General features: G+C 65.8%; 1 protein-coding gene. It reads left to right on the forward strand.

All coding sequences use genetic code 11. The features are described 5' to 3' along the window. Positions 1-80 precede the first annotated feature (80 nt). The gene (locus M5C01_RS16085) at positions 81-16,220 is read left to right on the forward strand and encodes a non-ribosomal peptide synthetase (protein ID WP_248764351.1); all 16,140 of its coding nucleotides are present in this window, start codon (positions 81-83) and stop codon (positions 16,218-16,220) included. The last annotated feature ends 1 nt before the right edge of the window (position 16,221 follow it).

Genomic DNA, 16,221 nt, shown 5'->3' on the forward strand with positions numbered 1-16,221 from the left:
AGGCAGTTGTCCTTACTCCTACGCACCACTGCGCTTCGAGCGGAGACGAACCCACTGATTCTGCAAACAGGTGCTCCGAAATGGATTCGTCGACCGACAAGCTGTCCGCGCAAGCCTGCGCGTCCCACGAACTGGCCTCGGTCCAGCAGGGCATCTGGCTCGATCAGATCGCACACCCGGACCTGCCCTACTACAACATCGGCATGTCCCTGGAGATCAAGGGCGAAGTCAACATCCCGTTGTTCGAGAAGGCCATTGAAATGGTCGCCAACCGCAATGACACCCTGCGCCTGAGCTTCAGCCACGAGGGCGGCACCGGCCGCCAGCGGGTCCTGCCCGAGGTCAAGGTCAAGCTGGAAGTGGTGGAGTTCTCCGAGGCCGACGACGATGCCGGACTGGCCATGGCCTACCTGCGCGATGCCTTCCGCCAACCCTTCGAATCGCTGACCGGACAACTCTGGGAAGCGCGCCTGGTGCGTTGCGGGCCGCAGCGCCATTACTGGCTCAACCGCTACCACCACCTGGTGACCGACGGTATCGGCGTGGCCTTGATCGGCCATGCCGTGGGCGCCGCCTACAACGGTCTGCTGGCCGGCAACGAAGAGGTTGCCGAAGGCCATTCCTACCTGTCGTTCCTTGAAGAGGACCGGGCTTACCTGCAGTCCTCGCGCTACGAGCGCGACCGCCAGTTCTGGCAGGACACCTACGCGCAATTGCCACCGTCGCTGCTGCAACGCCGGGCCGACTTCAAGGCCGGCAAAGCCAACGAACTGGCCCCCAGCGAGCAGGTCCAGGCCATGCTGCCGCGTGCCCTGTACAACGCCCTGACGCAGTTCGCCAGCGAACGCAGCCTGTCGGTGGCCCATGTGCTGATCAGCGTTGTCAGCACCTATTTCTGCCGCACCGTGGGCGTCGATGAAATCGTCATCGGCATGCCCGTGCACAACCGCACCACCGCTCGCCAGAAAGCCACCGCCGGGATGTTCTCCTCGGTCAGCCCGATTCGCCTGGCGGTGGATCCCCAGGGCTCGTTGCTGGACCTGATGAACGCCGCCGGCGGGCAACTGCGCCGCTGCTACCGCCACCAGCGCTTCCCCATCGCCGAGCTCAACCGCACCCTGCGCCTGGCGCAGAGCGGACGCCGGCAACTGTTCGACGTTTCGCTGTCGTTCGAAAGCCTGGACGGCGACGATCAGTTCGGTGGCACCTCATCGCGGGTGATCACCATGGACAACGGCTACGAGCAGACGCCGATGGCGATCTTTGTCCGCGACTACCACCCGTTCGAAGACGTCCACCTGGACTTCAACTTCAACACCGCCTATTACAGCCTCGAAGAAGCCCAGCGCCTGCAACAGCGCATGTTCGCGATGCTCGAAGCGGTGCTGGAACAGCATGACACGCCGGTGGCGCACTTCCCCCTGATGGGCGAGGACGAACGTCAGCGCCTGTTGCTCGAATTCAATGCCACCGCCCATGAATATCCCCGCGATGTGCTGATCCACCAGTTGATCGAACAGCAGGCCGCCCAGCGTCCGGACGCCTGCGCCGTACGCGGCGATGGCGGGCCGTTGCTCAGCTACGCGCAACTCAACCGCCGGGCCAACCAGCTCGCCCATCGCCTGATCGAGCTGGGCGTGGAGCCGGACAGCCGGGTGGCCGTCAGCCTGCGCCGTGGCCCGGAAATGGTCGTCGCGCTACTGGGGATTCTCAAGGCCGGCGGCGCCTACGTGCCGATCGATCCGGACCTGCCGAGCGCCCGCCAGGCCTACATGCTGGGCGACAGCACCCCGCGCGCGGTGCTCACCACCCATGAATGGCTCGACGGCCTGGCATCCTTGAACGTGCCGGTGCTGGTGCTCGACGATACCAACGACAGCGCGCAACTGGCCGCGCAACCCGCCTACAACCCGGACACCCAGGCCCTCGGCCTGCTGCCGACGCACCTGGCCTACGTGCTCTACACCTCGGGCTCCACCGGCACGCCGAAAGGGGTGATGAACGAACACCTGGGCGTGGTCAACCGCCTGCTCTGGGCCCGCGACGAATATGCCGTCGACGCCAATGACCGGGTACTGCAAAAAACCCCGTTCGGTTTCGACGTGTCGGTCTGGGAGTTCTTCCTGCCGCTGCTCGCCGGTGCCGAACTGGTCATGGCCCGCCCGGGCGGCCACCAGGAGCCGGACTACCTGGCCCAGGTGATGCGCGACAACCGCATCACCTTGCTGCACTTCGTGCCGTCGATGCTCGACCTGTTCCTCGAACACCGCGCTGCCCGTGATTTCCCTACCCTGCGTCGGGTGCTGTGCAGCGGCGAAGCCCTGCCCCGTGGCCTGCAACGGCGCTTCGAACAACAACTGCCGGGGGTCGAGCTGCATAACCTGTATGGCCCGACCGAAGCGGCCATCGACGTCACCGCCTGGCAGTGCCGTCCCACCGATCCGGGCGAAAGCGTGCCGATCGGCCGGCCGATTGCCAATATCCAGATGCATGTGCTGGATGCCCTGGGCCAGGTGCAGCCCCTGGGCGTGGCCGGGGAACTGCATATCGGCGGCATCGGTGTCGCCCGCGGTTACCTGAACCAGCCGGAACTGAGCGCCGAACGTTTTGTCGCCGACCCGTTTTCCAGCGATCCGCAGGCACGCCTGTACAAGACCGGCGACCTCGGTCGCTGGCTGGCCAACGGTGCCCTGGAGTACCTGGGCCGCAATGACTTCCAGGTGAAAATTCGCGGCCTGCGTATCGAGATCGGCGAAGTCGAAGCCGCCCTGGCCCTGTGTGCCGGTGTTCGTGAAGTGGTGGTGATGGCCCGCGAGGACGATCCGAGCCAACCGGACAGCAAACGCCTGGTCGCCTATCTGTGCGGCGAACCGGCACCGGCCGAACAACTGCGGGTCGAATTGCTCAAGCACCTGCCCGAGTACATGGTGCCCAGCGCCTTTGTGCACCTGGACAACCTGCCACTCACCTCCAACGGCAAGCTCGACCGCCGCGCCCTGCCCGCCCCTGGCGTGGAATCCCTGGCCAGCAAGGCCTATGAAGCACCGCAAGGCAATACCGAAGTCGCCATCGCCGAACTCTGGAAAAGCCTGCTCGGCCTGGATCAGGTCGGTCGTCACGACGGCTTCCTCGAACTGGGCGGCCACTCGCTGCTCACCGTGCAACTGCAAGCCCGCCTGCACCAGGACCTTGGCGTCGAGATCGACTTGCGCACCCTGTTCGGCCTGACGTCCCTGCGCAGCCTGGCCGAGTGCGTGGACCAGGCGGCCCGGTCGTCGGTCCAGACCATTGAAGCGGTCTCCCGCGACCAGGATCTGCCATTGTCCCTGGCCCAGCAACGCCTGTGGTTCCTCGACCAGCTGGACCATGCCGCCAGTGTCGCCTATCACATGCCGGCGGCCCTGCGCCTGCGTGGCCAGCTCGACCGCAATGCCTTGCAGCGTGCCCTGGACCGCATTGTCGCCCGTCACGAAAGCCTGCGTACCACCTTCGAACGCCACGAAGGTGAAGTCCGCCAGCGCTTCGCCGCCCCTGATATCGGCTTTGCCCTGGGTGAGCACGACCTGCGTCTGCTGCCCGACGCAAGCCGCGAACAGGAGGTCGAGCAACTGACCCGGACCGAGGCCCTCAAGCCTTTCGACCTGAGCCAGGGCCCACTGATTCGCGGGCACCTGCTGCAGCTGGCCGAAGACGAGCATATCCTGCTGGTCACCCAGCACCACATCGTCTCCGATGGCTGGTCGGTGGCCGTACTGATCGGCGAGTTCAACCGCCTGTATGCCGCCTTCAGCCAGGGCCTCGATGACCCATTGCCGCCGCTGGCCCTGCAATACGCCGACTACGCGGTCTGGCAACAACAGCATCTGCAAGGCGAACGCCTGCAAACCCAGACCCGTTTCTGGAGCGAGCACCTCGGCGGCGCACCGGGCCTATTGGAACTGCCCTCCGATCACCCACGGCCACAGGTGCAAAGTTACCTCGGCGCCACCCTGGCACTGGAACTGCCGACGGGGCTGAGTGCCAGGCTGCGCCTGTTCAGCCAGCAGCAGGGCCTGACCCCGTTCATGACCCTGCTGGCGGCCTGGTCGATCCTGCTGTCACGCCTGAGCAACCAGGCGCAAGTGGTCGTCGGTACCCCGGTGGCCAACCGTCCGCGCCAGGAAACCGAGGCGCTGATCGGCTTCTTCGTCAACACCCTGGCCCTGCGCGTCGACGTCCAGGCCGACAGTCGCGTCGACCAGTTGCTGGCGCAGATCAAGGCCACCACCCTCGACGCCTACAGCCATCAGGACCTGCCGTTCGAGCAGGTGGTCGAAGCCCTGCAACCGGAGCGCAGCCTTGGCCACAGTCCGTTGTTCCAGGCCATGCTGGTGCTCGGCAACACCCCCCGTGACCAGGCCCTGGCCCTGCCCGGCCTGGAACTGACCCCACTGCCCCAGGTCACCGGCACCACCCAGTTCGACCTGAGCCTGTCGCTCAACGACGACGGTGAAAGCATTCACGGCCAGTTCGAATACGCCACCGATCTGTTCGACGAAAGCACCATCGCCCGCTGGAGCCGTCATCTGCTGCACCTGCTTGACGCCCTGCTTGAGGATGCCTCGCAACCGCTGGCAAGCCTGCCATTGCTGGATCACCAACAGCGCCGCGAACTGCTCGGCAATTTCAACCCGGCCCTGGTACCGTTCCCTGAAGGCCTGCTGCTGCAGGAAGTTTTCGAACAGCAGGTCAAGGCACGTCCCGAGGCGATTGCCGTTCAGGCCGAAGGTATCGCCCTCAGCTATGCCGAACTCAACGCCCGGGCCAACCGTATCGCCCATCGCCTGATCGCCGCCGGCCTGAACCCGGATGAGCGCGTGGCCCTGCTGGTGGAACGCAGCCCGGAAATGATCGTCGGCATCCTCGCCATCCTCAAGGCCGGCGGCGCCTACGTGCCGCTCGACCCGAACTACCCGCAGGACCGCCTGCAACACATGCTCGACGACAGTTCTCCACGGGTACTGTTGAGCCAGGGCAACCTGGCCGAACAGCTGCCGCCGCTGTCGATCCCCCATCTGCGGCTGGAAGACACCCCGGGCAACGACGCCAACCCGCGGATCAGCGGCCTGACTTCACGGCACCTGGCCTATGTGATGTACACCTCCGGTTCCACCGGCAAGCCGAAAGGGGTCATGCTCGAACACCGTTCGGTGTGCAACCAGATCGGTGCCCTGCAAGAGCGCTACGGCCTCAATCCGCAGGACCGCGTCCTGCAATTCGCCACCATGACCTTCGACATGTCGGTGGAAGAGATCTTCGGCGCGCTGCTGTCCGGCGCCACCCTGGTGCTGCGCAGCGATGCCTGGATCGCCGGCACCGCGGCCTTTGCCGCCCTGTGCGAGCAGTACGCGATCACCGTGGCCAACCTGCCGACGGTGTTCTGGCAACAGGTCAGCCGCGACGCCGATGTGGCGCTGCCGACCTCCCTGCGCCAATTCATGATCGGCGGCGAAGCCGTGGGCAAGCAGGCCGTGGCCCAGTGGTTCGAACGTGAGGGCCATCGCCCGGCACTGTTCAACGCCTATGGTCCGACCGAAGCCACGGTCAACGCCTCGATCCGCCTGATGGAGCGTGACAACGAAGATTTCCGCTCCATCGGCAAGCCGGTGCGCAATACCCAATTGCATGTACTGGATGCCGCCGGCCACCTGGCGCCGCTGGGTGTGGCCGGGGAACTGCATATCGGTGGCGTGGGCGTGGCCCGTGGCTATCTCAACCGTGCCGAACTGAGTGCCGAGCGCTTTATCGCCGACCCGTTCACCACCGACCCCGACGCCCGCCTGTACAAGACCGGCGACCTTGGTCGCTGGCGCGCCGATGGCACCCTGGAATACCTGGGCCGTAACGACGACCAGGTGAAGATTCGTGGTTTCCGTGTCGAACTGGGTGAAATCGAAGCCGTGCTCGCCGCCTGCGCCGGTGTCCGCGAAGCCGTGGTGGTGGCCCGGGAAAGCAAACCCGGCCAGTCCGACAGCAAACGCCTGATCGCCTACCTGTGCGGTGAACCGGTACCGGTTGAACAACTGCGTGCCGCCTTGCTCGAAGCCCTGCCGGATTACATGGTGCCGAGTGCCTATGTGCACCTGGAAGCCATGCCCTTGACTCCCAACGGCAAGCTGGACCGTCTGTCCCTGCCCGCGCCGGGACAGGACGCCTTCGCCAGCCGTGCCTACGAGGCACCGCGCGGCGAGATCGAACAGATTGTCGCGGCTGTCTGGCAGGACCTGCTGGGCATCGAGCAGGTCGGCCGTCATGACCGTTTCTTCGAGCTCGGCGGCCACTCGCTGTTGGCCGTCAGCCTGATCGACCGCCTGCGCCAGCACGGTCTCAACGCCAGCGTGCGCACCGTGTTCACCGCCCCCAGCGTGCGGGAAATGGCCCAGGCCATCAGCCGCGACGGCCAGGCCCTGTTCCAGGCCCCGGCCAACCGTATCCCGGCCGATTGCACCCAGTTGACCCCGGAGATGTTGCCGCTGGTGGCACTGAGCGCGGCCCAGTTGGAGCGGATCGTCGCCGCCGTTCCCGGGGGTGCCGCCAATATCCAGGACATCTACCCGCTGGCGCCACTGCAGCAAGGCATCCTCTTCCATCACTTGCTGGGCCACGAGGGCGACGCCTACCTGGTGCGCTCGCTGATCGAGTTTGATGATCGCCAGCGCCTCGATACCTTTATCGAAGCCTTGCAAACAGTGATCGACCGTCATGACATCCTGCGCAGCGCAGTGCACTGGGTCGGCCAGCCCCAAGCGGTGCAAGTGGTCCATCGCCGGGCCCAACTGCCGATCCAGACCCTCACCCTGACACCGGACGAAGACCCGCGCCGCCAGCTGGAGCGCCTGAGCGATCCACGCCACTTGCGCCTGGACCTGCAACAGGCACCGCTGATGCGTGCCTGCATCGCCCGCAATCCGCACTCCGAGCGCTGGCTGCTGGCCCTGCTCGACCACCATATGATCAGCGACCACGTGTCCCTCGGGATCGTGCTCGAGGAAATCCGCGCCCTGATGCTGGGTCAGGCAACCGAGCTGCCGGCCCCGCAACCCTATCGCGAGTTTGTCGCGCAGATCCTCGCCACGCCGGCCGAGGTCCACGAAGCCTACTTCAGCCGCCGTCTGGCCACTGTCGATGAGCCTACCGCGCCATTTGGCATACTGGATGTCCAGGGCGACGGTGCCCGGGTAACGGAAACCAGCGTGCGCCTCGATCCGGCCCTGGGCCACAAGGTCCGCGCCCGTGCGCAAGCCGCCGGGGTTACGCCGGCAGTGTTGTTCCATATTGCCTGGGCCCAGGTGCTCGGACGCTGCACCGACCGCGACGATGTGGTGTTCGGCACCGTGGTCGCCGGGCGTCTGCAGGGCTCGGCCGGGGCTGATCGCGCCCTCGGGGTGTTTATCAATACCCTGCCGGTGCGGGTGCAACTGGCCCAGCTCGGTGTCGCCGCGCTGGTGGACGAGACTTATCGCGACCTCAGTGAAATGCTGGTCCACGAACAGGCCTCCCTGGCCCTGGCCCAACGTTGCAGCGGGGTGGCCGCAGGCCTGCCGCTGTTCACCAGCCTGTTCAACTATCGTCATTCGAGCGATGGCGGCTCCCTGGCCAACCAGGATCAGGTACTGGCCTGGGAGGGCGTGCGCTTCCTGAGCAACGAAGCGCGCACCAACTACCCGATTGAAGTGGCGGTTGCGGATGAGGGTGTCGATTTCTCCCTGACCGCCCAGGCCATCGAAGGCATCGACCCGCACCGTATCGCCGCCTATCTTGGCCAGGCCGTTGCCGAGCTGGTCGAGGCGCTTGAGCAAAACCCGGCACGTCTGGCCAGCAGCCTGGACGTCGTGCCCGAAGCCGAGCGGCAACTGCTGCTCAACAGCTTCAACAACACCGCTACCGCGTTCGCGCCGGCAGAGCCGATCCATGCCCTGTTCGAAAGCCAGGTCCGTGCCAATCCCGACGCCGTGGCCCTGGTCTGCGAAGACCGGCAACTGAGCTATCGCCAGCTCAACCGCCGCGCCAACCATCTGGCCCGGCAACTGCTGGCCCTCGGTGTACGGCCGGACGAACGCGTGGCCATCTGCGCCGAACGCAGCCTGGACATGATTGTCGGCCTGCTGGGTGTGCTCAAGGCCGGCGGTGCCTATGTACCCATCGACCCGGCGCATCCTGCCGACCGCATGGCCTTCATGTTGCAGGACAGCCAACCACGCGCTCTGCTAACTCAAACAGCCCTCACCCTGCCGGCTGGCGACACGCCGCTGTTGCTGCTCGATACCGCCGAGTCGCTACGTGCCGCTGACGATGAGGCTTTCGATGCCAACCCGACGGTTCCAGGCCTGACGCCGGAAAACCTGGCCTATGTCATCTACACCTCCGGTTCCACCGGCCAGTCCAAGGGCGTGATGGTCGAGCACCGTTCGGTGTTCAACTTCTGGAACGTGCTGACCCGCACCACCCACCAGCATTGCCCGACGCCAGCTACCGTGGCCCTTAACGCCGGGTTCTTCTTCGACATGTCGATCAAGGGCATCTCGCAGCTGTTCTCCGGCCACAAGCTGGTGATCATCCCGCAACTGATCCGCGCCAGTGGCGGCGAGCTGCTGGACTTCCTTGAACAGCACCGGGTGCATGCCTTCGACTCGACCCCGTCGCAGCTCGATACCCTGCTCTCCGCCGGCCTGCTGGAACGCAGCAGCTACCAGCCGATCAGCGTGCTGCTGGGTGGCGAAGCGATCAACGCCAGCACCTGGGAAAAGCTGCGCAACTGCCCGACCATCCGCTTCTACAACATGTACGGCCCGACCGAGTGCACGGTGGACGCCACCATCGACCTGATCCGTGATCTCGGTGAAAAACCGAGCATCGGCCGGCCGATTGCCAATGTCCAGGTGCATGTCCTCGATGCCCGTGGCGAACCCGCACCACTGGGCGTGGCCGGGGAAATCCATATCGGCGGTGCCGGTGTGGCCCGCGGATACCTCAACCGCGACGAACTGAGTGCCGAGCGTTTTATCGCCGACCGGTTCTCCGACGTCCCGAATGCCCGCCTCTACAAAACCGGCGACCTCGGCCGCTGGCTGGCCGACGGCACCCTGGAGTACCTGGGCCGTAACGACTTCCAGGTGAAGATCCGCGGTTTCCGTATCGAACTGGGTGAAATCGAAAGTGTGCTGCTGAGCTGTGCCGGCGTCACCGAGGCCGTGGTCATTGCCCGGGAAGACCAGCGCCTGGTGGCCTACCTGTGCGGCGAGCCGGCGTCCGCCGAACAGCTGCGCAGCGAGCTGCTCAAACACCTGCCCGAGTACATGGTGCCGAGCGCCTTCGTCCATCTGGACGCCCTGCCGCTGACCGCCAACGGCAAGCTCGACCGCCGCGCCCTGCCCGCTCCTGGCCTGGAATCCCTGGCCAGCAAGATCTACGAGGCACCACAAGGCGACACTGAAGTCGCCATCGCCGGGATCTGGAAAAGCCTACTCGGCCTGGATCAGGTCGGCCGTCACGACGGCTTCCTCGAACTGGGCGGCCACTCGCTGCTCACCGTGCAACTGCAAGCCCGCCTGCACCAGGACCTCAGTGCCGAGATCGATCTGCGCAGCCTGTTCGGCCTGAGTTCCCTGCAAGCCCTGGCCGAGTGCGTGGACCAGGCGGCCCAGTCGCGGGTCCAGCCGATTGAAGCGGTATCCCGCAACCAGGACCTGCCACTGTCCCTGGCCCAGCAACGCCTGTGGTTCCTCGACCAGCTGGACCATGCCGCCAGCGTCGCCTACCACATGCCGGCCGCCCTGCGCCTGCGTGGCCAGCTCGACCGCACCGCCTTGCAACGTGCCCTGGACCGCATCGTCGCCCGGCATGAAAGCCTGCGCACGACCTTCGAACGGCAGGACGGCAAAGTCAGTCAGCGCTTCGCCGCTGAAGACATCGGCTTTACCCTGGCCGAGCACGACCTCCGCGCCCTGGCAGGCGAAGCCCGTGAACTGGCGGTCGAACAACTGGGCCAGGCCGAAGTCCACGCTGCCTTCGACCTGAGCCAGGGTCCGCTGGTCCGCGGACGCCTGCTGCAACTGGCCGAAGACGAGCATATCCTGCTGGTCACCCAGCACCATATCGTCTCCGATGGCTGGTCCGTGGCGGTGCTGATCGGCGAGTTCAACCGCCTGTATAGCGCCTTCAGCCAGGGTCTCGACGATCCGCTGCCACCGCTGGCCCTGCAATACGCCGACTATGCCAACTGGCAACAACAGCACCTGCAAGGCGAACGCCTGCAGGCCCAGACCCGTTTCTGGAGCGAACACCTCAGCGGTGCGCCCGGCCTGCTGGAACTGCCGAGCGATCATCCACGGCCACACGTGCAGAGTTATATCGGTGCGACCTTGCCGCTGGAACTCCCCGTTGCACTGAGTGCCAAGCTGCGCCAGTTCAGCCAGCAACAGGGCCTGACCCCGTTCATGACCCTGCTGGCGGCCTGGTCGATCCTGCTGTCACGCCTGAGCAACCAGGCGCAAGTGGTGGTCGGTACTCCGGTGGCCAACCGCCCACGCCAGGAAACCGAAGCGCTGATCGGCTTCTTCGTCAACACCCTGGCCCTGCGGGTCGATGTCCAGGCCCACCACCGCGTCGACCAGTTGCTGGCGCAGATCAAGGCCACCACCCTCGACGCCTACAGCCATCAGGACTTGCCTTTCGAACAGGTGGTCGAAGCCCTGCAACCGGAGCGCAGCCTGGGCCATAGCCCGCTGTTCCAGGCGATGCTGGTGCTCGGCAATACCCCTCACGACCAGGTTCTGGCCCTGCCCGGCCTGGAACTGACCCCACTGCCTCAAGTCACCGGCACCACCCAGTTCGACCTGAGCCTGTCGCTCAACGACGACGGTGAAAGCATCCGTGGCCAGTTCGAATACGCCACCGATCTGTTCGACGAAAGCACCATCGCCCGCTGGAGCCGCCATCTGCTGCACCTGCTCGACGCCCTGCTCGGCGATGCCGGACAACCGCTGGCGAGCCTGCCATGGCTCGACGCAGATCAACGCGAGCAACTGCTGACGACCTTCAATCCAGCGCAAACGCCCCTGGACGAACAGCCGCAGCGTCTGCCCCAGCGTGTCTTCGAGGCCCAGGCGGCACTCACCCCGCACGCGGTGGCACTGGTCTGCGTCGGACAAACCCTCGATTACGCCGAGCTCAATGCCCGGGCCAACCGTATCGCCCACCGCCTGATCGCTCTCGGCGTGCGCCCTGACGACACCGTCGGCCTTTGCGCCCGCCGCAGTCCGGAGATGGTCATCGGCCTGCTCGGTATCCTCAAGGCCGGTGCTGCCTACGTGCCACTGGACCCGCAATACCCGACGCAACGCCTGGCCCATATGCTCGCCGACAGCGCGCCACGGGCCCTGGTGTTCCAGCCAGGGCTGGACGAACTGCCGCTGCCCGCGGGCCTGGCGACCCTTGAACTGAACGACCCGACGCTCCTCGACGTAGCGGATCACAACCCGCAGGTGCCGGCGCTGAACTTCAGCCATCTGGCCTATGTGATCTACACCTCGGGCTCCACCGGCCTGCCCAAGGGCGTGATGGTCGAACATCGCGGCCTGCGCAACCTGCTCGACTGGTACCTCGAGGACCTGGCGCTGCATGCCGGGGACGCAGTGCTGCTGGCCTCCTCCTACAACTTCGACCTGACCCAGAAGAATATCCTTGCGCCACTGATGGTCGGCGCGGCGCTGCACCTGGCCGAAGAACCGTTCAACCCCGCGGCCATCGTCGCGCAGATCGCCGAGGCCGGCGTCACCCACATCAACCTGTCACCGAGTGCCTTCCACGCCCTGGTGGACGCTGACCCACAACAGGCCCTGGCCTGCCTGAAACGCGTGGTCCTGGGGGGCGAGCCGATTCAGATCGCCATGCTGGAAAAACTCGCCCTGCCACGCCCGGCGGTGATCAACAGCTACGGCCCCACCGAGTGCAGCGACGTGGTCGCCTGGCACACGGCGGACATGGACCTGGCGACCTACCAGGAGCGTTCGATCCCGATTGGCCGGCCGATCCGCAATATGCAACTGCATGTGCTGGACAACCACGGTCAATTGCTGCCCGTGGGGGTCCGCGGCGAGATCCATATCGGCGGCGTCGGCGTTGCCCGCGGCTACCTCAACTTGCCGCAACTGAGTGCCGAGCGTTTTATCAGCGACCCGTTCTCCGCACTGGCCAACGCCCGCCTTTACAAGACCGGCGACGTCGGCCGCTGGCTGCCCGACGGCACCCTGGAATACCTCGGGCGCAATGACGACCAGGTGAAGATCCGTGGCCTGCGGGTCGAACTGGGGGAAATCGAGGCGGCCCTCGCCGCCCTGCCTGGTGTTCGCGAGGCGGCAGTCATTGCCCGCGAGCAGCAGGCCGGACAAGCCGACAGCAAGCGCCTGATCGCCTACCTCTGTGGCGAACCGGCCAGCGCCGAGCAATTGCGCGCCGAATTGCTGACCCGCCTGCCCAGCCATATGGTGCCGAGCGCCTTTGTGGTGCTGGATGTCCTGCCCTTGACCGCCAACGGCAAGCTCGACCGTCGGGCCCTGCCGGAGCCGGGCCAGGACGCCTACGCCAGCCGTACCTACGAAGCCCCTCAGGGCTCCGTGGAACAAGTTATCGCCACGATCTGGGAGCAATTGCTCGGTCTGGAACGTGTCGGTCGCCATGACGGTTTCTTCGAGCTCGGCGGCCACTCGCTGATGGCCGTCAGCCTGATCGAACGCCTGCGCGAACAAGGCCTGAACGCCGATGTGCGGCGGGTCTTCAGTGCCCCGAGCCTGCGCGAGCTGGCCCTGGCCGTGGGCCAGGCCAGTGAAGCGCTGTTCCAGGCACCGGCCAACCGGATCCCGGCCGATTGCACACAGCTGACAGCGGATATGTTGCCGCTGGTGACGCTGAACGCCACGCAGCTGGAGCGAATCGTCGCCGCCGTGCCCGGCGGGGCCGCCAATATCCAGGACATCTACCCCCTGGCGCCGCTGCAGGAAGGCATTCTCTTCCATCACCTGCTCGGCCATGAAGGCGACGCCTACCTGGTGCGCTCGATGATCGAGTTCGACGACCGCCAGCACCTGGACGCCTTTATCGGTGCCCTGCAGCAGGTGATCGAGCGGCATGACATCCTGCGCACGGCCGTGCACTGGGACGGCCTGCCCCAGGCGGTGCAGGTGGTGCAACGTCACGCTCGCCTGCCGGTGCACAGTGTCACCCTCGACAGCGACAAGGACCCGCTGGAGCAGTTGCGCAACCTCAACGATCCACGGCAACTGCGCCTGGACCTGCGTCAGGCGCCGCTGATGCGTGCCTGTATCGCCCGCGATCCGCACTCCGAGCGCTGGTTGCTGGCATTGCTCAACCACCATATGGCCAGCGACCATGTGACCCTGGAAATCGTCCTGGAAGAAATCCACGCGATCCTCCACGGACAGGGCGACAGCCTGCCGGTGCCGCAACCCTATCGCGACTTTATCGCCCAGACCCAGGCCACTCCGGCCGAAGTCCATGAAGCCTACTTCCGCCGCCGCCTGGCCGATGTCGATACACCGACCGCGCCGTTCGACCTGCTGGAAGTCCAGGGCGACGGCAACCACATCGAAGAAGCCGAGGTGCACCTGAGCAGCGAGCTCAGCCGGCGTATCCGGGCCCAGGCCCGCGAACGCGGAATGACCCCGGCGGTGCTGTTCCATGTGGCCTGGGCCCAGGTCCTGGCCCGCTGCACCGGCCGCGACGACGTGGTCTTCGGCACCGTGGTCGCCGGTCGCCTGCAAGGTTCGGCGGGTGCCGAACGGGCCCTCGGAGTCTTTATCAATACCCTGCCGGTGCGGGTGCAACTGGCCGCGCAAGGGGCCCATGAGCTGGTCCTGGCGACTCACCGCGACCTCGGCGAGCTGCTTGCCCACGAACAGGCATCCCTGGCCCTGGCCCAACGTTGCAGTGGCGTGGCCAAGGCCCTGCCGCTGTTCACCAGCCTGCTCAACTACCGCCACCAGAGCGATGACAGCCAGTTGCAATGGCCGGGCATGCGCATGCTCGACAGCGCCGAGCGGACCAACTACCCGCTGACCCTGTCGGTCAACGACTACGGCGACGACCTCGGCCTGTTGGTGCAAAGCGTGCGGCCGGTGGACCCGCAACGCCTCTGCGCCCTGATGCAGCGTGCCCTGGAGCAACTGACCCAGGCGCTGATGTACACGCCGAAAATCCCCCTCACGCAACTCGATGTGCTGCCGCCCGCGGAGCGCACCCTGTTGCTCGAAACCTTCAACCAGAATCGCCTGGACTACCCGACGGACGCCTGCATCCAGCAACTGTTCGAAGAGCAGGTGTGCTGGACGCCGGAAGCCATCGCCCTGGTCGATGCCCAGGGCAGCCTCGACTATGCCGGACTCAATGCCCGCGCCAACCACCTGGCCCAACAGCTGATCGCGGCCGGCACCCAGCCAGGTGACCTGATCGCCATCTGTGTCGAACGCGGCGCGGCGATGATCGTCAGCATCCTCGCCATTCTCAAGGCCGGTGCCGCCTATGTGCCGCTGGACCCGACCTACCCGACCGAACGCCTCGTCGCGATTGTCGAGGATGCCCAACCGCGCTTGCTGCTGGCCGATCCGCTCGGACGCGCGGCGGTGGGCGAACTGACTGGCACGACCCGCTACCTGGCGCTCGAACAGGCCGATACGCTGACGCCGGCAGCCAACCTGGAAAATCCACGGTTCGCCGCCGGCGCCCTGACCTCGGCGCACCTGGCCTATGTGATCTACACCTCCGGCTCCACCGGCAAGCCCAAGGGCGTGATGATCGAGCACCGCAACCTGGTGTCCTCGACTTTGGCCCGCTGCGCCGTCTACGCACCGAACGAAGACCGGCGCTTCCTGCTGCTCTCCTCGATTGCCTTCGACAGCTCGGTGGCGGGGATTTTCGGTACCCTGGTCAGCGGCGGCACCTTGTGCATCCCGGATGCCGAGACCGCCCGCGATCCCGAAGCCGTTGCCCGCTTCATCGATGCCAAGGCGATTACCACCCTGCTCTGCGTGCCGTCCCTGGGCCGCCTGGTGCTGGGCAGCCTGGCCAGCGGCAAGGGTCACGCCAGCCTGCGCGAGATGATTGTCGCCGGCGAAGCCTGCCCGCCGCTGCTGGTGCAGGAATGCGCCAGCTTCGAACCGGCCATCACCCTGTACAACGAATACGGTCCCACCGAAGGCACGGTCTGGGCCACGGTGCACCGCTGCTCCGGTGATGAACAGGGCACGGTGCCGATCGGCCAGGCCATTCCCAATACCCGCCTGTACCTGCTCGATCCGCAAGGCCAGCCGGTGCCCCTGGGGGTTTCGGGTGAGCTGTATATCGGTGGCGAAGGGATTGCCCGTGGCTACCTGAACCGGCCGCAATTGAACGCCGAGCACTTCCTCGCCGACCCGTTCGGCCTCAGCGACAACGCACGGATGTACCGCACCGGCGACCTGGTGCGGATGCGTCCCGACGGGGTGCTCGAGTTCCTCGGCCGTAACGACCAGCAGGTGAAGATCCGCGGCTTCCGTATCGAACCCGGTGAAATCGAAGCGCTGATGCTGACCCTGCCGGGCGTACGCGAGGCGGCGGTGATCGCTCGCGAGGATGTTCCGGGCAGCACCCGTCTGGTGGCCTATCTGAGCGTCGAGCCGCACCTGGCCGGACGCAATGCCAGCCATACATTGCGGCCTTACCTCAGCTCGCAACTGCCGGACTACATGGTGCCGTCAGCCTTCGTGCTGGTCGAGCAACTGCCGCTGAGCCCCAACGGCAAGCTCGACCGTCGCGCCCTGCCGGTCCCTGCCGCCGAAGACTTCGCCCACCGCGAGTACGAAGCGCCCAACGATGAGACCGAAACCCTGCTGGCGGCGATCTGGGCCGACCTGCTGGGCCTCGAACGCATCGGCCGGCATGACGACTTCTTCGAACTCGGCGGTCATTCGTTGCTGGCCGTGCAGGTCACCCTCCGGGCCCGCGAGACCTTCGGTGTCGAAGTGCCCCTGAGGGGCCTGTTCGAACACCCGTCGCTGCAGGCCCTGGCCGACCTGGTCACCACCCTGCAACTGGCGCAGTACGAGTCGGACGAACTGCTGGACCTGCAACAAGAAATGGCTTCGCTGTCTGAAAGCGAACTGCTCGCTATCGTCTCCAAGGATGCTTGAT

The sequence above is a fragment of the Pseudomonas sp. MWU12-2319 genome, assembly GCF_023242525.1.
Lineage (GTDB): Bacteria > Pseudomonadota > Gammaproteobacteria > Pseudomonadales > Pseudomonadaceae > Aquipseudomonas > Aquipseudomonas gingeri_D.